18 protein-coding genes are annotated in these 19,169 nt (G+C 74.3%); 6 read left to right on the forward strand and 12 right to left on the reverse strand.

The features are described from left to right. Positions 1-77: 77 nt before the first annotated feature. On the reverse strand, positions 78-896 hold the full coding sequence (locus tag QWY28_RS19030; protein WP_300954196.1) for a formate dehydrogenase accessory sulfurtransferase FdhD: 819 nt from the start codon (positions 894-896) through the stop codon (positions 78-80). Then, positions 893-3,349 (reverse strand): aminopeptidase N, encoded by a 2,457-nt coding sequence (pepN, locus tag QWY28_RS19035; protein ID WP_300954197.1) that lies wholly within the window; start codon positions 3,347-3,349, stop codon positions 893-895. The genes QWY28_RS19030 and pepN overlap by 4 nt, the downstream gene beginning before the upstream one ends. 204 nt (positions 3,350-3,553) lie before the next feature. Between pepN and QWY28_RS19040 the strand changes: the two genes are divergently transcribed. Both QWY28_RS19040 and QWY28_RS19045 read left to right on the forward strand, forming a co-directional pair. Further along, on the forward strand, positions 3,554-5,278 hold the full coding sequence (locus tag QWY28_RS19040) for a SpoIVB peptidase S55 domain-containing protein (RefSeq protein WP_300954199.1): 1,725 nt from the start codon (positions 3,554-3,556) through the stop codon (positions 5,276-5,278). Between the two features lie 208 nt (positions 5,279-5,486). Beyond that, a complete protein-coding gene (locus tag QWY28_RS19045) occupies positions 5,487-6,212 on the forward strand; it encodes a hemerythrin domain-containing protein (RefSeq protein ID WP_300954200.1) in 726 nt (241 codons plus the stop codon). 185 nt (positions 6,213-6,397) lie between these two features. On the opposite strand, the gene QWY28_RS19050 is transcribed toward QWY28_RS19045, so the two are convergent. Beyond that, complete coding sequence (locus QWY28_RS19050) at positions 6,398-7,504, reverse strand: putative manganese transporter (protein WP_300954201.1); 1,107 nt, start codon at positions 7,502-7,504, stop codon at positions 6,398-6,400. 45 nt (positions 7,505-7,549) lie between these two features. Further along, on the reverse strand, positions 7,550-8,470 hold the full coding sequence (locus tag QWY28_RS19055) for a manganese catalase (RefSeq protein WP_300954202.1): 921 nt from the start codon (positions 8,468-8,470) through the stop codon (positions 7,550-7,552). Between the two features lie 38 nt (positions 8,471-8,508). Between QWY28_RS19055 and QWY28_RS19060 the strand changes: the two genes are divergently transcribed. From QWY28_RS19060 to QWY28_RS19070, 3 genes are all read left to right on the forward strand, one after another. Further along, positions 8,509-8,733: a hypothetical protein gene (locus QWY28_RS19060; protein WP_300954203.1), complete on the forward strand. Its 225-nt coding sequence runs from the start codon at positions 8,509-8,511 to the stop codon at positions 8,731-8,733. A gap of 91 nt (positions 8,734-8,824) precedes the next feature. Further along, positions 8,825-9,520 (forward strand): AfsR/SARP family transcriptional regulator, encoded by a 696-nt coding sequence (locus tag QWY28_RS19065; RefSeq protein ID WP_300954204.1) that lies wholly within the window; start codon positions 8,825-8,827, stop codon positions 9,518-9,520. Between the two features lie 31 nt (positions 9,521-9,551). Continuing rightward, complete coding sequence (locus QWY28_RS19070) at positions 9,552-10,751, forward strand: right-handed parallel beta-helix repeat-containing protein (protein ID WP_300954205.1); 1,200 nt, start codon at positions 9,552-9,554, stop codon at positions 10,749-10,751. A gap of 17 nt (positions 10,752-10,768) precedes the next feature. Here the strand turns inward: QWY28_RS19070 and QWY28_RS19075 are convergent, their stop codons facing one another. The 3 genes from QWY28_RS19075 to QWY28_RS19085 all read right to left on the reverse strand — a co-directional run bounded on the left by QWY28_RS19075 (position 10,769) and on the right by QWY28_RS19085 (position 14,854). Further along, positions 10,769-12,283 (reverse strand): MXAN_6640 family putative metalloprotease, encoded by a 1,515-nt coding sequence (locus tag QWY28_RS19075; protein ID WP_300954206.1) that lies wholly within the window; start codon positions 12,281-12,283, stop codon positions 10,769-10,771. A gap of 1,193 nt (positions 12,284-13,476) precedes the next feature. Then, complete coding sequence (locus QWY28_RS19080) at positions 13,477-14,475, reverse strand: NADP-dependent oxidoreductase (protein WP_300954208.1); 999 nt, start codon at positions 14,473-14,475, stop codon at positions 13,477-13,479. A gap of 94 nt (positions 14,476-14,569) precedes the next feature. Then, the gene (locus QWY28_RS19085) at positions 14,570-14,854 is read right to left on the reverse strand and encodes a Fe-S cluster assembly protein HesB (RefSeq protein WP_300954209.1); all 285 of its coding nucleotides are present in this window, start codon (positions 14,852-14,854) and stop codon (positions 14,570-14,572) included. 108 nt (positions 14,855-14,962) lie between these two features. Here QWY28_RS19085 and QWY28_RS19090 point away from each other — a divergent pair, with 108 nt between their 5' ends. Next, positions 14,963-15,865, forward strand: a complete 903-nt coding sequence (locus QWY28_RS19090; RefSeq protein WP_300954210.1) for an oxidoreductase — start codon at positions 14,963-14,965, stop codon at positions 15,863-15,865. A 46-nt stretch (positions 15,866-15,911) separates the two neighbouring features. Here the strand turns inward: QWY28_RS19090 and QWY28_RS19095 are convergent, their stop codons facing one another. The 5 genes from QWY28_RS19095 to QWY28_RS19115 are packed head-to-tail and all read right to left on the reverse strand — an operon-like array spanning position 15,912 to position 19,160. Beyond that, complete coding sequence (locus QWY28_RS19095) at positions 15,912-16,574, reverse strand: peptidylprolyl isomerase (protein WP_300954211.1); 663 nt, start codon at positions 16,572-16,574, stop codon at positions 15,912-15,914. Positions 16,575-16,597: 23 nt separating this feature from the next. Continuing rightward, a complete protein-coding gene (locus tag QWY28_RS19100) occupies positions 16,598-17,653 on the reverse strand; it encodes an alanine racemase (protein ID WP_300954213.1) in 1,056 nt (351 codons plus the stop codon). Next, positions 17,654-18,496, reverse strand: a complete 843-nt coding sequence (locus QWY28_RS19105) for an aldo/keto reductase (protein ID WP_300954214.1) — start codon at positions 18,494-18,496, stop codon at positions 17,654-17,656. Continuing rightward, entirely contained in the window at positions 18,493-18,942 is a 450-nt protein-coding gene (locus QWY28_RS19110; RefSeq protein ID WP_300954216.1) for a hypothetical protein, read from the reverse strand. Before QWY28_RS19110 ends, QWY28_RS19105 begins: the two co-directional genes overlap by 4 nt. Next, a complete protein-coding gene (locus QWY28_RS19115; RefSeq protein WP_300954218.1) occupies positions 18,939-19,160 on the reverse strand; it encodes a hypothetical protein in 222 nt (73 codons plus the stop codon). Before QWY28_RS19115 ends, QWY28_RS19110 begins: the two co-directional genes overlap by 4 nt. Positions 19,161-19,169: the final 9 nt, after the last annotated feature.

Here is a 19,169-nt window from a genome sequence, read left to right on the forward strand (position 1 = left end):
GAGCCGGCGCCGACAGTCCCTCGGACCCACGCCGGGCCGGCCCCGATCCGGCGCGGATCACACCGCGGGCCGGCCGCTCAGGAGTACCGCACGCACCGCCGCGCGGAGGTGAAGCCGTAGAGCGCCAGCCCGGCTTCTGCGGCCAGTTTCGCCGACAGGCTCGTGGGCGCCCCGACCGCGACGAGCGCGCCGACGCCGGCGGCCAGCGCCTTCTGCACCAGCTCGAAGCCGGCCCGCCCGCTGACCACGAGCGCCGCCTCGGCCGGCGACGCCCCGGCGAGCACCCGGGCGCCGGTGACCTTGTCGACGGCGTTGTGCCGGCCGACGTCCTCGCGCACCACCAGCGCCTCGCCGGCGGCGGTGAACAGGCCGGCCGCGTGCACCCCGCCGGTGCGCTCGAAGACGCGCTGGTGCTCGCGCAGCGCGTCCGGCAGGCGGCGTACGACGTCGGGCTCGGGCAGGTCGCCCGTCCACCGGGCCGCGGCGCTCACGGTCAGGGCCGAGGCGACCGAGTCCTTGCCGCAGACCCCGCAGGCCGAGGAGCCGGAGGAGAACGTGTCGTGCCGGTGGCCGGGGTCGGCGAGCGGCGGCCCGTCGAGGGTGACGGTGACGACGTTGAACTCCTGCTCGGGGCTCAGGTCGGTGTCGGTGCAGTAGGCGACGCCGTGCACGGCGCGGGTGATGCCCTCGTGGACCAGCCAGCCGGTGGCCAGCTCGAAGTCGTTGCCGGGCGTGCGCATGGTGACCCAGACCCGTCGCGCGGCCGCGCCGGGCCAGGCCAGCCGGATCTCCAGCGGCTCCTCGGTGGCCAGCCGGTCCTCGTGGCGCCGCTCGCCGTCCGCGAGCAGCTCGTGCACGCGGGTGCGGACGGTGGGGCCGGGGCGACGGTCCTTCACCGCGGGTACGCCTCCCGGACCGCCAGCATCCGCGCCAGGCGGTCGGTGCAGTCGGCGAGCCGTCGGCGCACCGACGCCTCGAGGGCGGGGTCGTCGAGCAGCGCGCGGGCCCGGTCGAGGGTGGACCGCTCGAGCGAGGCGAACGGGAAGAACGCCTCCGCGGCCTCGGCCAGCACCCACCCGCTGCGCACCTGCGCGGTCGCGGGGAGCTCGGCGAAGTAGCGGTCGACGTAGGGCGCGGTGACCTCGGGCTGGGTGGGCTGCCACAGGCCGAGGCCGGCCGCCTCGAGCTCGTAGTTCGGGACGTCGACCTCGCCGGTGAAGCGCGACCAGGCCCACGCCTTCGCCTCGGCGTCGGGGAGCGAGGCGCGGGCGCGGGTGTGCTCGACCGTCGCGGCCGCGGTCGGCGCGGCGGCCAGCTCGGCGTCCAGCTCCGCGGCGTCGGTCGCGCCCAGGACCGCGAGCCGGACGAGCACGCGCCAGCGCAGGTCCAGGTCGGCGTCGATGCCCTCGGGCGTCTCGGTCGTCCAGCGGCGCAGCCGGTCGGAGTCGGAGGAGGAGCGGATCGCCGCCCGGAACGCGGCCAGCTGCTCCTCGGACCCGGCCTCGAGGCTCCCCAGGCGGGCGACGACCGCCTCGTGCAGCCGCTCGAGCGAGCCCGCCGGGGCGAGCGGCACAAGCGTCTGGAAGACCCACGGGATGGTCCGGCGGGGGACCGCGACGTGCGGGAAGTCGCCGGTGTCCTCGACGGGGAACCGCGCGACCGCCAGGTCCACGACCGTGGCCGGGGCGACCCGCGCGAGGTGCAGCGCGGTGCGGACGCTGTTCCAGGCGCCCGCGACGAGCGCCGGGTCCTCCACGTCGGGCAGCAGCGCCGGCAGCGCCGCGGCGGTCACCTCGTCGGGCACGACCGCGGCCCAGGTGTCGTTGAACGGGTCGAGCAGGGTCGGCGCGTCTCCGGCGTCGTACGTCGCCTCCGGCCCGGCCACCTCGACCCGCTCGACCTCCCACCGACCCTCGCGGGCGACCGCGACGCGGAAGGAGTGCGCCCGGTCGGCGGGGTGCTCGGCCGGCGGCGTCCGGCGCAGCAGGCCGGCCGCGCGGTCGAGGGCGATCGTGTCGGGGCCGGCGGTGCGCAGCCACTGGTCGGTGAAGCCCGCCAGGTCGCCGGCGCCGGCCTCCTCCCAGCTCGCGAACAGGTCGTGCATGGTCGCGTTGCCGAACCGGTGCGACTCCAGGTGGTCGACGACCCCGGCGAAGAACGTCTCGTCGCCGAGCCGGCCCGCGAGCTGCCGCAGCACCGTCGAGCCCTTCGCGTAGGAGATGCCGTCGAAGTCCTGCAGCGCCGAGACCGCGTCGGCCGCACCGTTGCCGGCGACCGGGTGCGTGCCCGGTCCGAGGTCGGCAGTCAGGCCCCACTGGCGGCGGGCGTAGGAGTTGTCGACCCACGCGTCGGCGTACTCGGTGACGTCGGCGGTGACCCGGACGCCCATGTACTCGGCGAACGACTCGTTGAGCCACAGGTCGTCCCACCAGCGCGGGGTGACGATGTTGCCGAACCACTGGTGCGCCATCTCGTGGGCGACGGTCGTGGCGCGCGACATCTTCAGCCCGCGGGTGACGCGGGTGTCGAAGACCAGCTGGTCGCGGAAGGTCACGCAGCCGGGGTTCTCCATCGCGCCGGCGTTGAACTCCGGCACGAACGCCTGGTGGTAGTCGCCGAACGGGTAGCGGATCCCGAAGAGCCGGTGGAACTCGTCGAAGCACTGCCGCGTCATCGTCAGCAGCTCCTCGGCGTCGGCCTCGAGCGCCGGGGCGAGGCTCTGCCGGGCGCTCAGCCCGAGCGGGATGCCGTCGTGCTCGTCGCGGACGACGTGGTAGGGGCCGGCGACGACGGTGACGAAGTACGTCGACAGCGGCTGCGTCGGGCCGAGGTGCCACAGCCCCGGCTCGGGGTTGGTGGCCGGTGCGTTCCCGACGACGGTCCAGTCCTCCGGCGCCCGCACGGTGAACGTGTACGGAGCCTTGAGGTCGGGCTGGTCGAAGCAGGCGTAGACGCTGGGCGCGGCGTCCATGAACGACATGCCGTAGACGTAGTGCCGCCCGTCGGCGGGGTCGACGCTGCGGTGCAGCCCCTCGCCGTCGTTGCGGAAGCGCATCGTCGCCTCGACGACCAGCTCGTTGGGACCCGAGACCGTGTCGAGCGGCAAGCGGCCGCGGTCGAGGGCGTCCCGGTCGAGCGCGCGGCCGTTGAGCACCAGGCGGTGCACGTCCACGGGCTTGAGGTCGACGAACGTGGGCCCGCCGAGGGAGTCGAAGCGGATCGTCGTGGTCGACCCGAAGGTCGCCTCGTCCGCGGCCAGGTCCAGGCGGACGTCGTACGACTCGACGGTGAGGAGCGCCGCGCGGGCCTCGGCCTCGCTGCGCAGCAGGCTCCGGAAGGGGGTGGTCACGGCGCCACCCTACGGAGCGCCCGGAGGCGTGCTCGGAGGCGTGCTCGGAGACGTGCTCGGGCTGCGGGCCGGGGTGTGCTCCCGACGATCGTGACCCGACCGAGACCGAGTCTCGAGCCGGAGGCAACCAAACCCGTCGGCGCGGCGTCGTAGGTTGCAGCGAGCGTGATCCACGCTCCCACGTCCGGGAGGAAAGAAGACCTCATGACCACCACTCGACGCCGGGGCACGGCCCTGGTCACCCTCACCGCCACGACGGGACTGCTCCTCGGGACAGCAGCCCTCGGCGCCGGTCCGGCCACCTCGGCCGAGCCGGCAGGCGACTGCACCGCGCCGTTCCCGGTCTCCGAGCTCGCCGAGGGTGACGCGGTCACCGGCCTGACGGTCACGAGGGGCACCACGCCCGAGTCGTTCACCGGCGAGGTCATCGGCGTCTACGAGGACGGCATCGGGCCGGACCTCGACATGGTCATGGTCGAGGTCGACATGCCCGAGGTCGCCGAGTCCGGCATCTGGCAGGGCATGTCCGGCTCGCCGGTGTACGCCGCCGACGGCCGCCTCATCGGCGCGATCGCCTACGGCCTCTCCTTCGGCCCCTCCCCGGTCGCGGGCGTCACGCCCTTCGAGGACATGGACGACTACCTCGCCGAGCCGGCCGAGCCCCCGGCCCGCGTGCCGGTCGGCAAGGCGCTCGCCGGGCGGATCGCCGCCTCCACCGACGTGACCCGCGCCCAGGCCGCGCAGGGCCTGCGCCAGCTGCCGATGCCGCTGGGGATCTCGGGCGTCAGCGCCGGCCGGATCGCGGGGACCGAGGACCGGCCCTACTTCACGCGCGGGGCCAAGGCCGCTGCGGGCGGTGCGACCGCCGCGGTCGGCCCCGAGACGATCGTCCCCGGCGGCAACCTCGCCGCCTCGCTGTCCTACGGCGACGTGACCCAGGCCGGCGTCGGCACCGTCACCTCGGTCTGCAACGGCCGGGTCGTCGGCTTCGGCCACCCGATGTCCTTCGAGGGCGAGACCACGCTCAGCCTGCACCCGGCCTCGGCGCTCTACGTCCAGGAGGACCCGGTCGGCCCGGGCTTCAAGGTGGCGAACCTCGGCGCGCCGACCGGCACGATCTCCGAGGACCACCTGACCGGCATCACCGGCTTCCTCGGCGCGCTGCCGCGGGCGACCACGATCAGCAACACCGCGACGTACGACGGGCGCACCCGGACGGGCACGAGCAAGAACACCGTCGACAGCGCCGCGGCCAGCACGACCTTCTACCAGATCGTCGCCAACCACGACCGCGTCCTCGACGCGATCATGCCGGGGTCGGAGACGATGTCCTGGACGATCACCGGCACCGACAGCGACGGTTCGTCCTACGAGCTGGGCTTCGAGGACCGGTACGCCTCGGACTACGACATCACCGCCGACGCCGGCTACGAGCTCTCCGACCTCGTCTACGCCCTGAGCCGCATCGAGGGCGTCACCGTCGACACCGTCACCAGCGAGTCGGTCATCAGCGACGACAGCTCCAGCTACCGGGTCCGTGGTGTGCAGCAGCAGCGCGGCGGCGAGTGGGTGCCGCTCGGCAAGGGCGAGGTGGCCCGCGCCAAGGCCGGCACGATGCTCGACCTGCGCGCCGTCCTCGCCGGGCCCGAGGGCTTGTCCTACCTCCCGCTGGCGATCAAGGTCCCGGCCTCCGCGGCCGGCATGAAGGGTCGGCTCGCGGTCGTCGGCGGCGGCTGGACGTACAGCGGCGGCAACATCACCTCCGTCGCCAAGGCCGAGAAGGTCGTCGCGGGCATGCTCCGCAACGACGAGCTGCAGGTCGAGCTGTCGCTGTCGAAGCGGCGCAAGGAGATCGAGAAGGAGAAGGTCATCGGCCCGGCGGACCGTGTGGTCTTCGGGGCGAAGCGGGTCCGCGTCGTCGTCAAGTGACGACCTGACCCAGGCGCGTCCCCACGCGCAGCGGCAGCACCACCTCCGGCGGCCGGGAGCACCACGCTCCCGGCCCGCCGGCGCGTCCGGGGCCGGGGCCGGGGCCGGCGTCCCCGGGGCGGGGCGCACGCGCGCATGTGCGGCTGCGGCGTCCGGGCCCGGGGTGGGACCGGACTGGCCGGCCGGCCCCGGGGGTACCCACGGCGCCATGACGTCGATCGCGCACCAGTCCGTGGCCGAGCTCGGGGGCGAGTGGAGCATCCTGAACCGCCAACGCCTCGACCACGTCCGGCTCGACGAGCTCCTCCACCAGCTGGTGGGGGCCGAGGGGCAGGAGCAGCGGGCCGTGCTCCGCGAGGTCAACCGGCTGGTCTTCCCGCACGCCTTCGCCGAGGAGTCGGTGCTGTGGCCCGTCCTGCGGCGGGTCCTGCCCGGCGACGAGGGGGAGCGGCTGACCCTGCAGGTCGAGCAGGAGCACCAGGAGGTCAACCACCTCGTCGTGCGGCTCGACTCCGAGGAGCTCTCCGAGGACGAGCGCCGTCCGGTGATCGAGCGGCTGGTCGAGGTGCTCCGCGAGGACGTCCGCGACGAGGAGGACGAGCTGCTGCCGCGGCTGCAGGAGCTGGTCGCACCCGCGAGGCTGCGCGCGCTGGGCCTGGTGTGGGAGGCGGTACGCCGCACGGCGCCCACCCGCCCGCACCCGACCGTGGCGCGCCGGCCACCGGGCAACGCGCTGGCCGGGCTGCCGCTGACCGTCATCGACCGCGGCCGCGACGTGCTCGACCGCACCGCGGAGCGGTCGCCCCGGCCGACCGCCCAGCGGCTACGCCGCGCGAGCCAGGCCCTGGCCGGGGTCGCCGGCCGGGTCGAGCGGGTGGGCGTGCTGCGCGTCGGCGAGGACCCCAGCACCTCCGTGGACGACCCACGCGCGTAGCGCGGTCACCCCGAGCACGGCCGCCGCGGCCACGAGGCCCGCGGTCGAGCCGGTGACGACGCCGACGACCACGGCGAGCGTGGCGAGCATCAGGTTGCGGGGCGTGGTGGTCAGGTGGGTGACGCTGGTGCGGGACATGGGTCCTCCGGAGTCGTGGGGTGTGGACGCGTGGGGGCGTCGGTCGGTCAGGTGAGGAGCAGCAGGGCCGACCCGACGAGGACCGCCGGGATCGTGGTGAGCACCGTGGCGAGCAGCGCCGAGCGGTGCTCCATGGCCAGGAGCGGGATGAGCGCGTCGCCGTCCTGGCTGATCGTGTTGGCGACGAGGGTCGAGACCGGCATCCCCCCGGCGAGGAAGAGCCCGGAGAAGACGATCTGCACCGCACAGCCCGGGACCAGGCCGACCAGGGCCCCGACGAGGACCCCGGCGAAGCCGAGCACCGGCAGCTGGGAGCCGTCGAAGCCGGTCAGGTGGGTGAGCAGCGACCACGCGACGTACGCCGCCGCCACCCAGACGGTCACGAACGACACCTCGTCCGCGCCCTTGGCGAGCACCTGCTGCATCGACGTCGGCTCGCCGTCGACGGTGTCGTCGGCCAGCTTGCAGCCGTTGCGCAGGAAGAACCCGACGGCGAGCACGCACCCGACCAGGCCGATCGCCAGGTAGGGGTCGACCCCGCCGAGAAGCGCGTGCCCGAGCTGTGCCGGGTCGACCAGCTCGAACGTCGCCGGCAGGCTGACCGTCGCGCCGGCGCCGAGCAGCAGCCACATCAGGGCGGGCAGCGTCGCCGCCTCCATCAGGACCGTACGTCGCCGGGCCGGCGCGGCCACCACGGCGACGGCCGCGCCCGGGGGCGCCACCGGCGCCGGGGCCGGGCGGGCGACGGTGTCGACGCGGCGTCGCGGGGCGATCCCCGCGGCGTCCACGACGTACCCCGTCGCCGCACCCGTGGCGACGAGCAGCACCTTCAGCTGCAGCGTGAGCACCGGGTCGGCGGCGAGCAGCACCCACGACGCGTCGCCCATCGTGGCGACGAGCGCGGCGACGGCGGCGCCGTAGCTGACCGCCCCGCGGGCGTAGACCGCCATCACGACGATCGCCCCGCCGCACCCCGGCGGGACCGTCAGCAGGGCCGCCACCAGGGGGCCGAGCCGGCGGTGCCGCTCGAGGGCGGCGTCCAGCCGGTGGCCCCACCGGTGGCGGGCCCAGCCGAACGGCACCACCAGCAGCGCGACGAACACACCGACCTCCATGAAGGCGTCGGCCATCGGTCGCAGCAGCAGCTCGATCATCAGCGCGGTCTCCGTGGTCGGGGTGGGAGGTGCTCGGCCGGCGGCTCACTCGCCAGGGGTGAGCTTCTCCTTGGCCTTGCTCAGCAGGTTCTCCGCGCCCTGGCCGTAGGCACCGGCGGCGTTCCCGGGCTTGCCGGGGCCCTTGCTGCCGTCGTACGTCGCGAACAGCAGCGGGTCCGGAGCCGGGACCTCCTGCACGTCGTCGCCGAGCGCGACGCCGGGGGAGAACTGGATCTCCTTGTCCCCGATGAGCGTGGTGCCCTGGGCCCAGCGGCCCTCGGCGGCGGTGCTGCCCTCGTGGAAGCTGTAGAACGTGCGGCCGGGCTCGTCCTTCTCCTCGGCGGCGAGGGAGTCCTCGATGCCGTCGGTGAAGCCGTCCTCGATCAGCTGCTCGATCCCGAGCAGCCACTGCTGCTGGTGGAAGGTGTCGCGGGCGAGGTTGAACTGGAGGGTGTCCTTGACGCCCGGGTCGTCGGTCATCTGGTAGACCCGCGCGGTCTGCAGCCGGCTCTGCGCCTCCGCGGCGACGTTGCTGCGGAAGTCGGCGAGCAGGTTGCCGCTGGCGACGATGTAGCCGCCGTTCCACGGCACGCCCTGGCTGTTGGTCGGCATCGCGGCGCCGCCGGTGACGATGGCGTGCTGCACGTTCTGCCCGCCGAGCACCGCGGCGAGCGCCGGGTTGGCGGCGGCGGCCTCGGCCTGGGTCTCGGACGGGGCGCCCTCGAGCAGGCGGGCCATCATCGTCACGAGCATCTCGACGTGGCCGATCTCCTCGGTGCCGATGTCGAGGATCATGTCCTTGTACTTGCCGGGGATCCGGCAGTTCCAGCCCTGCCAGAGGTACTGCATCATCACGGTCATCTCGCCGAACTGACCACCGACCAGCTCCTGCAGCTTCGCCGCGAAGAGCGCGTCGGGCCGCTCGGGCTTGACGTTGTACTGCAGCTCCTTGGTGTGTCGGTACACGTGTCGCGCCTTTCGTCGGGGTGCGTCTCCCGCACCGGATGAGGACCACGCTCCCGGGCCGCCGTGACGCGGCCGTGGGCCGCGACGTACGCCGCCCCGCCGAGGTCCGCGTCAGGCCCGACGTACGCCGGGCCGTACGCCGCTCCGTCGTCGCGCCGTGCGGCCCGACGTACGCCGGGCCGTACGCCGCTCCGTCGTCGCGCCGTGCGGCGTTCGTCGCCGCTGCGTCGCCGCTGCGTCACGCCTGCGTCACCGGCCGCTGAAAAACCCCGGTAGGTATGGATGGTGGTAAAGACTCCGGGGAACCGCCCGGCCATGGACCCGTCGCCGGCGCCGCAGCTGAGGCTGTCGCTGTTGGGTGGTTTCTGCCTCCGCTTCGGCGAGGACGACCTCGACCTCGCCCGCCCCGCCCAACGCCTCCTCGCGCACCTGGCCGTCGTCGCGCGGCGCGCCAAGGTCCCGCGCACGGCGCTCGCCGAGCGGCTCTGGGCCGACGCCGAGCCCGCCCGGGCCGCCGCCAGCCTCCGCACCGTCCTGTGGCGGCTGCCCCGACCCCGCGGCCGCACGCTCGTGCAGTGCACCTCGACCTCGGTGCGCCTCGGCGACGACGTCACCGTCGACCTGTGGGAGGCCGAGGACGCCGCCCAGGTGCTGCGCGACGGCGAGCGGCCCGACGCCGCGCTGGCCCGGCTCTGGCGCGACGACCTGCTGCCGAGCTGGCACGACGAGTGGCTCGACGTCGAGCGGGAGAGCTACCGGCAGCTGCGGCTGCACGCCCTGGAGCGCTCCTCGGAGGTCCTGCGCGTCGACGGCCGGCACGAGGAGGCGCTCGGCGCGGCGCTCGAGGCGGTCCGGTCCGAGCCGCTGCGCGAGAGCGCGCACCGGCGCGTGGTCGAGGTGCACCTCGCCGAGGGCAACCACGCGGAGGCGCTGCGGCAGTACGACCACTACCGCCGGCTGCTCGCCGCCGAGCTCGGTCTGTCACCCTCGCCGGTGATCCGCCGGCTGGTCGGCCCGATGCTCGGCCGGCCGCTCGACAGCGCCGGCTGACGCCGGCAGGTCCCACCGCAGGAGGAGCCCCATGACCCGGCGCCGCGCCGCCACTCGCACCTCGACCACCGCGCTGGCCGCTGCCCTCGTCGCCGCCGCGCTCACGACGGGCACGGTGGTCCCGGCGGTCACGCCCGCCCCGGCGGCGTACGCCGACAGCGACCCGCGCACCTGGCGGGTCGGCCCGGACCGGGCGCTCACCACCCCCAGCGCCGCGGCGGCGGTCGCGGGCGACGGCGACACGGTCCTCATCGACGCCGGGACCTACACCGGGGACGTCGCGGTGTGGACCCAGGACGACCTGACCCTGCGCGGCGTCGGCGGCCGCGCCCACCTGCGCGCCGGCGGGCAGAGCGCCCAGGGCAAGGCGATCTGGGTGATCGCGGGGGACCGCACGCGGGTGGACCGGGTCGAGCTCAGCGGCGCGACCGTCCCGGACGGCAACGGCGCCGGCATCCGCCAGGAGGGCGACGACCTGACGGTGACCCGCAGCTGGTTCCACGACAACGAGAACGGCATCCTCACCGGCGCGGCGCCCGGGAGCGACGTCGTGGTCCGCACGTCCCGCTTCTTCCGCAACGGCCGGGGGGACGGATACACCCACAACCTCTACGTCGGCGCGGTCCGCTCGCTCACCGTCACCGGCAGCCTCCTGTGGGGCGCCGACGTCGGCCACGAGCTGAAGTCCCGCGCCGTCCGCACCACCGTCGTCGGCAACCGGATCTCCGACCGCGGCGCGACGGCCAGCTACTCCATCGACCTGCCGAACGGCGGCCGGGCGCTCGTCGCCGGCAACGTCGTCGTGCAGGGCCCGCGCTCGGAGAACCCCACGCTGGTCTCGTACGGCGCCGAGGGGCTGACCCACGCCTCCCGGCAGCTGTGGGTCGTCAACAACACCCTGGTCAACCGCCGCTCGAGCGGGACGTTCGTCGCGGTCGCCGACGGTGGCCGCGCCCACCTCCACGACAACCTGCTCGTCGGCCCGGGCGACCTGGTCGGTGGGGACACGTCGTCGGTGTCGGCCAACCGCCGGGTCGGGCCGGGTGGGTTCCGCGACGCCGCGGCCGAGGACTTCCGGCTGCGGGCCTCCTCACCGGCGATCGACCGCGGCGTGCGGGTGCCGAAGCGGTGGCGGGCGCGGTGGCAGTACGTCCACCCGGCCGGCGTCGCCCGGCGACCGGTCGTCGGCCGGCTCGACCTCGGCGCCTACGAGCACCCCGGCCGCGGCTGACCCGGCGACGTACGTCGTCAGCCGACCGCCTGGAAGCGGACGTCCGCGGCCAAGCCGTCGGCCGTGCCGCCGTTGGCGACGGTCACCTCGACCCGCGACACCGCACCCGCGGCGAACGGCACGGTCACGCTGCCGTTGCCCTGCTTGTTGACCCCGACGTACGTCGTGACGGTGGTGCCGTCGACGCGGTGGACCGTGACGGCCGCGCGGCCGGCGCGGACGTCGGCGAGGTCGACCCGCACCTTGAGCTGGCGGCTGCCGGCGAAGGGCAGCACCGATCCGGTCGCGCTCGTGAGGTGGTCCAGGACGGCCGTGCGGGTGGCGTTCGGCGCCTTCCGTGCGAGCTGGACCGGGTCGAGAGTGTCCGGCGCGGTCGGGTAGCCCTGCTCGACGGCCTCCTCGTAGACGTCGGCGGGGTGCTGGTTGGCGTCGGCGAACCCGACGTACTCCTGCGGCAGCGAGGTGCCGCGCGCCGTGAGCACCGTCGCCAAGGCCTGCACGGAGGTGGTCGGGTTCGGGCCGCGCGTGGTGTCGAGCGCCTCCCACACCTCGCGGACCAGGTTCGGCAGCCCGGCGGTCTCGTCGGGGTGCTGCTCGGTGAGGTAGCGCCAGAAGATCCAGTTGCCGTAGGCGGTGAAGTCCATGGTGTCGAGCGGGGTCGACGGGCCCGAGAGCGGGTAGCGCGTCGCAGCCGGGTCGCCCAGCTGGCCGTAGCCGAGGAAGGTGACGTTGTCGTTGACCCCGTCGTAGAGCTCGTCCTCCATCGCGGTGGCGGTCGACTCCATCAGCCAGCCGTCGTCCTCGGCGTCGTAGGCGAGCTGGACGGCGTGGAAGTACTCGTGGGCGACGGTCACCTGCAACATCGAGGTGGGGTCCAGCCACGGCACGTTCGCGTAGTCGTTGTCGAACCCGCAGTAGGCGTACCAGGCGCTGCCGACGACCGGGCCGTCGGCGTCGGAGCGGCAGTAGCCGTACGCGCCGAAGGCGTCGATGTTCCCGAGGTAGAAGTCGGTGCGGGTGTCGCCCTCCTGGCCCTCGTCGGCCAGCGGGCGCCGGTAGCCGGCCGCCGCGTAGGCGTCGGCGACGTCGCCGATGGTGTCGAACGCGGTGTCGGCGAAGTCGGGCGTCGTCGCGTGCTCGCCCTCCTCCACCCAGTGCAGGCAGTAGTCGTCCGCGCAACGGGTCTGCAGGTCGGCGTCCTCGCCGTAGTAGATGTCGCGCGGGTCCTCGGGGTCGTCCGGCGGCGTCGTCGGCCGCAGCAGGAGGCTCTCGGCGTCGGCGCGGTCCTCGCCCCGGAGCGCGTCCTTGGCGACGTACAGGTCGCGCATCAGCAGCGTCAGGTCCCGCTCCCCGGCGGACCCGCCCGCGAGGGCGGCCTCGACGTCGGCGAGGGCGGCCTGGGCAGCCTTCGCTGCCTTGGTGGTGCTGGAGCCGGCGCGGGGCGCGTCGGCGGTCGCCGTGGCCGCGAGGCCGGTGCCGAGGGACAGGGCGAGGCCGGTTGCGAGCAGGCCGGCGGTGGTGCGGATGCGCATGGTTTCTCCTGGTCAGGGGGCCTGCGCATCCTCCCGCGTCCGGTCCCCCTGCGTCCGCGGAATGGCGACACCGCAACCCGCTGGTCGAGCAGGGAAGCGCGCCACGCCGGTCGAGCAGGGAAGCGCGCCAGCGCTGAGCGTCGTCGAGGCCCGGTGAGGGGCGCAGGGCCTTCCGCTGGTCGAGCAGGGAAGCGCGCCAGCGCTGAGCGTCGTCGAGACCCGGTGAGGGGCGCAGGGCCTCCCGCTGGTCGAGCAGGGAAGCGCGCCAGCGCTGAGCGTCGTCGAGACCCGGTGAGGGGCGCAGGGCCTCCCGCTGGTCGAGCAGGGAAGCGCGCCAGCGCTGAGCGTCGTCGAGACCCGGTGAGGGGCGCAGGGCCTTCCGCTGGTCGAGCAGGGAAGCGCGCCAGCGCTGAGCGTCGTCGAGACCCGGTGAGGGGCGCAGGGCCTTCCGCTGGTCGAGCAGGGAAGCGCGCCAGCGCTGAGCGTCGTCGAGACCCGGTGAGGGGGCGCAGGGCCTGCCGCTGGTCGAGCAGGGAAGCGCGCCAGCGCTGAGCGTCGTCGAGACCCGGTGAGGGGGCGCAGGGCCTTGGGAACGTCACGGGGTTTCGACGACGCTCGCCAGGGCTCGCTGCTCAACCAGCAGAGGGGCGCAGGGCCGTCCGCTGGTGGAGCAGGGAAGCGCGCCAGTGCTGAGCGTCGTCGAGACCCGGTGAGGGGCGCAGGGCCTTGGGAACGTCACGGGGTTTCGACGACGCTCGCCGGGGCTCGCTGCTCGACCAGCGGACGGGCGCAGGGCCTTCCGCTGGTCGAGCAGGGAAGCGCGCCAGCGCTGAGCGTCGTCGAGACCCGGTGAGGGGCGCAGGGCCTTGGGAACGTCACGGGGTTTCGACGACGCTCGCTAGGGCTCGCTGCTCAACCAGCGGACGGGCGCAGGGCCTTCCGCTGGTCGAGCAGGGAAGCGCGCCAGCGCTGAGCGTCGTCGAGACCCGGTGAGGGGGCGCAGGGCCTTGGGAACGTCACGGGGTTTCGACGACGCTCGCCGGGGCTCGCTGCTCAACCGGCGGACGGGCGCTGGGCCTTGGGAACGTCACGGGGTTTCGACGACGCTGGCCAGGGCTCGCTGCTCAACCAGCGGACGGGCGCGGGGACCTGGGGAGGTCACGGGGTTCCGCACGACGCTCGACCAGTGGGGGTCAGAGGCGGACGAGCATCTTGCCGATGTTCTGGCCCTGGTGCAGGCCGAGGAACGCGTCGACGGTGCTGTCGAGGCCCTCGGTGAACGTCTCGCGGTGCTTCAGCCGGCCCTCGGCGAGCCAGCCGCCGGCACGGCCGTAGAACTCCCGGGCGGCGTCGCCGTGGTCGGTGACGATGAACCCGCGCAGGGTGATCCGCTTCTGCACGACCATGAACATGTTGCGGGGGCCCGGCGTCGGCTCGGTGTCGTTGTAGGACGCGATGGCGCCGCAGGCGGCGATCCGGCCGAAGTCGGCCATCCGCTGGATGGCGGCCTCGAGGTGCTCCCCGCCGACGTTGTCGAAGTAGACGTCGACCGCGCCGTGCTCCTTCAGCTGCGCCGCGACCGGACCGTCGTGGTAGTCGAACGCCGCGTCGAACCCGAGCTCCTCGGTCAGCCAGCGCACCTTCTCCGGCGACCCCGCGGACCCGATCACCTTGGCCGCGCCCAGCTCGCGTGCGACCTGGCCGGCCACGGAGCCCACAGCGCCCGCCGCACCGGAGACGAAGACGGTGTCGCCGTCCTGGACGGGCGCGATCCGGGTGAGGCCGACGTACGCCGTGAGGCCGGGCATGGCGAGCACGCCGAGGTAGGCGCTGGCGGGGACCTGGGAGACGTCGACCTTGCGGACCTGGTCGGCCGGGAGCAGGGCGTGCTCGCGCCAGCCGGCCTGGTGCAGGACGGTGTCGCCGGGGGAGAGGCGGTCGTCGCCCGACGCCAGCACCTCGCCGACCGCGCCGCCCTCGAGCGGGGCGTCGAGGGCGAAGGGCGGCACGTAGGACTTGGCGTCGTTCATGCGGCCGCGCATGTAGGGGTCGACGGAGAGGACCGTGTTGCGGACGAGGACCTCGCCGGGCGTGGGGTCGGGAAGCTCGGTGGTGACGGTGCGGAAGTTCTCCGGCACCGGCCAGCCGGTGGGGCGGGAGGCCAGGTGGATCTCTCGGGTCGTCGTGGGCATGGCGTCGATCCTGCCAACCGGCTGGGCGCCGGGGACGCGGCAGGGCCCCGACCGCGACGGTCGGGGCCCTGCCGGTCGTGCTGGGGTGGGGCGCTCAGGGCTGGAGGCCGAGGGCGAACTCCACCTTCCCGCTCGGGTCGACGGCGGCGTCGAGGACCTTGTCGTCGAGCATCACGGCGGACGCCTCGTCGAGGTAGATCGTGGCGCCGGACTGCTGGACCACCTGGTCCCCGGGCTCGGCCGCCTCGGCGGCGGTGACCGCGAAGGTCGGGTCCGTCGCGCTCTCGGAGGTGATGCGCAGGCCGGCCGTGTCCGGCAGCCCGGGCTGGGTGGAGATGTCCTTCACGATGGTGCTGGCGTTCTCGGTGAGGGTGAGCACTGCTCGCCTCCTCCAGATCGTGTGCAGGTCCCGACCCACCGTTCCCGACAGCTGCGGTCGACACAAGTCGGGCCCGGACCCCCGGAGTGTCGTGGGAGGGTGGCGCCCGTGCCGAAGCTGCCCGACCTCCGCCGCTCCTCCGTGCCCCGCTGGCGCGACGTCCCGCCCCAGCACGGCCGGCGGTTCGTCGTCACCGGCGCCAGCAGCGGGATCGGGCTGGAGGTCTCCCGCGCGCTCGCCGGGGCGGGCGCCGAGGTCGTCCTCGCCGTGCGCGACCGCGCCAAGGGGGAACGCGTCGCGGCCGGGCTGCCCGGTCGCGTCGAGGTGCAGGTGCTCGACGTGTCCGACCTGTCCTCGGTGCGCGCCTTCGCCGACGGCGTCGGCCGCGTCGACGTGCTGGTCAACAACGCCGGGATCCTGGGCGTGCCGTTCGCGCGCACCGCCGACGGGCTCGAGACGACGCTCGCCACCAACCACCTCGGCCACTTCGCACTGACCAACCTGCTGCTGGCGCGGCTGGCCGACCGCGTCGTGGTCACCGGCTCACGCTCCCACCTCCACGGCGAGCTCGACGTCGACGACCTCGGCTGGGAGCGGCGCACCTACCGTCCCTACGCGGCGTACGCCGCCTCCAAGCTGGCGAACCTGCTCTTCCTCGCCGAGCTCCAGCGGCGCCTGACCGCGGCCGGCTCGACCCTGCGCGCGACCGGGGCGCACCCGGGCTCGACGGCCACCGCGATCACCGCCAGCTCCGGCAACGGGCTCCTCACCTGGGTCGGCTCGTGGGGTCACCGCCTCGCCGGCATGCAGCCGTGGCAGGGCGCGCTGCCGACGTTGTACGCCGCCACCATGGACGTGCCCGGCAACACCTACGTCGGCCCCAGCGGCCCCGGCGAGATGCAGGGCTGGCCGACCACCGCCCGGCGGGCGCCGGCCGCGCTCGACCCCGACCTGGCCCGCCGCCTGTGGGAGCGCTCCGAGGAGCTGACCAGGGTGCGCTTCCCGCTGTGACTCCACGGGCTGGCCGACCACCGTCCACCGGGCGGCCGGCGAGGCCTCACTCGTCGATCGTGACCGACTCGATGTCGACCGGGGTCGCGGGGGCGACGCCGTCCGGGCCGGTGCCGGCCTTCGCGGCCTCCTGGACGACCTTCAGGCCAGCCTCGTCGACGGTGCCGAAGACGGTGTAGGCGGGGTCGAGGGGCGTGTCGCCGTACACGATGAAGAACTGGGAGCCGCCGGAGTCGGGCGCCCCGGTGTTCGCCATCGCGAGCGTGCCGTCGGGGTAGGTCTCGTCGCCCTCGATCTCGTCGGGGACGGTGTAGCCGGGGCCCCCGGTGCCGGTGGCGGTCGGGTCGCCGCACTGCAGGACGAGGATGCCGGCGGTCGTCAGCCGGTGGCAGGTCGTGTCGTCGAAGTACTCCTGCTCGGCCAGGGAGACGAAGCTGCCGACGGTGCACGGCGCCTTGTCGGCGTCGAGCTCGAGGCCGATGTCGCCGACGCTGGTGGTGATCGTGCCGGTCACGGTGCCGCTGACGGTTGCCCGGCTCGGGGGCAGCTCGACCTCCTTGGCCGCGGGCTGGCCGTCCTCGGCGTACGTGCAGCTCGGGCCGTCGGCCTGCTTCTCCGGCGCAGCGGAGGAGCCCTCGTCGTCGCCGCAGGAGGCGAGGAGGGAGACGGCGGCCAGGGTGGCCAGGGCGGCGAGCGGGCGCTTGAGCATGCGCCGATCGTAGGTGGCGGGGGTCAGCAGTTGAGCCCGCGGGCCGCGACCGGCCAGGCGCGCAGCGCGCCGGCCTCCTCGACCCAAAGGTCGTCGACGAGGTTCACCGCGCTGCACACGTGGTTCGGGACGACGTCGACCTGCGTCCCGAGCCGGGGGAGCGGTGCGCCGCCCATGTCCACCACGGCCCGGTTCTCGGCGACCAGCACGATCCGCGCCTCGGGGTACGCCGGCAGGCGGCCGTGGCCGGAGGCCCAGTCGGGCCGGTCCGCGCCGAGCAGCTTGCTGCCGGCGTCCAGCACCGCGCGCCCGCCGCTGTGGCTCACCACGGTGGAGCGGCAGGCCAGCGCGACCCGGTCCGCTCCGACCGTGCCGAGCTCCCACTGCTGGGCGTCGTTGAAGACGTAGACCCCGGGCCGCAGCTCGGTGACCACCGAGGTGTCGGTGTGGGCGAAGGTCGGCGTCGAGCCGCCGCTGACGACGGCCACCTCGATCCCGGCGGCCTCCACCGACGCGCGGGCAGCGGTCAGCGCCTCGGCCTCGTCGCGGGCTGCGGTGGCGGCCGCGCCGGGCGCGTAGGAGTGGCCGGGGAAGGTGAAGACCCCGCGCACCTCCAGGCCGGCGCGCACCGCGGTGGTGGCGACGTCCGCCGCCTCCTCGGGCGCGACGCCGGTGCGGTGCTGCCCGCTGTCGACCTCGACGAGCACCTCGACGGGCGTCCGGCCCAGCAGCCGGCCGGCGTTCGCCGCGCCCGCCGCGGAGTCGACGGCGAAGGCGACGCGCGCCTTCTCGGTCAGCTCACGGACCCGCCCGGCGGCCCGCTCGTCGAGCCAGAGCGGGTAGGCGATGAAGACGTCCTCGCAGCCGTGGCGGACGAACAGCTCGGCCTCGCCGATGGTCGCCACGGTGATGCCCTGCGCGCCGTGGGCGAGCTGCAGGCGGGCGATCTCCGGGCTCTTGTGGGTCTTGACGTGCGGCCGCAGCGCGACCTGGTTCGCCGCGGCGAACTCGGCGGCGACCCGCACGTTGCGCCGCAGGCGGTCGATGTCGACGCAGAGGTAGGGGGTGACCGCCGGCATTCACATCTCCTCGTGCGTCTCCGGGTCGCCGTCGAAGAGCCGGCCGTCGGCCCGGCCGAGGCCGGTGATCGCCGCGACCTCCGCCTCGGACAGCTCGAACCCGAACAGGTCGAGGTTCTGCCGCTGCCGCTCCGGGGTGGCCGACTTCGGGATCGGGACGTTGCCGAGCTGGAGCTGCCAGCGCAGCACGACCTGGCCCGGCGTCACGCCGTGCCGCTCGGCCGCCGCCACGACCGGCGCCTCGGTGAACGGCGCCTGCCGCTTGCCCAACGGGCTCCACGACTCGGTGCGGATGCCGAGCCGGTCGTGGACCGCGCGCATCTCCACCTGCGGGAACCACGGGTGCAGCTCGACCTGGTTCACGACGGGGGTCACCCCGGTCGCCTCGACGACCCGGGTCAGGTGCTCCTCGGTGAAGTTGGAGACGCCGACCGAGCCGACCAGCCCCTCGGCACGCAGGTCGACGAGCGCGCGGTACGCCTCGACGTACAACCCCACGCGCGGGTTGGGCCAGTGGATGAGGTGGAGGTCGATCCGGTCCAGCCCGAGCGCGTCGAGCGAGCCGCGCACGCTGGCGACCGCGTCGTCGTACGCGTGGGCCCGGCCGGGCAGCTTGCTGGTCACCACCAGCTCCTCGCGCGGCACGCCGGACCGGCGGATCGCCTCCCCGACCTCGCGCTCGTTGCCGTAGTTCACGGCGGTGTCGATCAGCCGGTAGCCGGCCTCGATCGCCGACTGCACGGCGGCCACGCACTCCTCGCCCTGCAACGGGTAGGTGCCGAAGCCGATCGCCGGCAGCGTGGTGCCGTCGAGCAGCCGGTGCTCGGTGGGTGCGGTGCTCACTTGTCCGCGGGGGTCTCGGCGGGGGTGGCCTCGTGGTGGGTCGCGCCGTGGGTGCGGCGCTCCTCCTTCATCTCCGCCTCGTACAGGTGGCGACGGCCGCCGACGAGCGCCTCCCGGGCCTCCCGCTCGACGTCCTTGAACGCCGAGTAGTACGTGTCGTCGTACGCCTCGACGATCTGGAACGTCCAGCGTCCCTCGATCACGTTGCGTCCGATGATCTCCGTGCGGACCTTGTCCGCCAGCTCGGTGTGTCCGGCCTTCTGCAGCAGCTCGACGGCGTCCCCCGCGGTGAGGTCCGCGGTGCCGCTCATCCGGTGGAAGTTGTAGAGGAACCCGCGGGCGGCCTCGACCGCCTCCAGTGCCTCCGACAGCTTCCCGAGCGCCTCGACCGTGGCGTCGGTGACGCCGTCGGGCCGGGTGTGGCGCTCGTCGGGGCCGCCGGTCAAGACAGGACGCTCGCGGCGTCGACCACGCCGTGGCGCGACTCGATCGCGTCGGCCAGCTTCGCGATGTCGTCGTCGGACAGCTCGATGCCCACCTCGTCGGCGCCCTTGCGCAGCTCCTCGGCGACGGTGCCCTCGGTGGCGCCGTCCTGCCAGGAGGAGACCCGGTCGACGATGATCTGGACGGCTTCGTTCTTCTCGTTGGCGTTCTGCTCGGTCATGCGCGACCT

This window comes from Nocardioides oceani (assembly GCF_030412965.1).
GTDB lineage: Bacteria > Actinomycetota > Actinomycetes > Propionibacteriales > Nocardioidaceae > Nocardioides > Nocardioides oceani.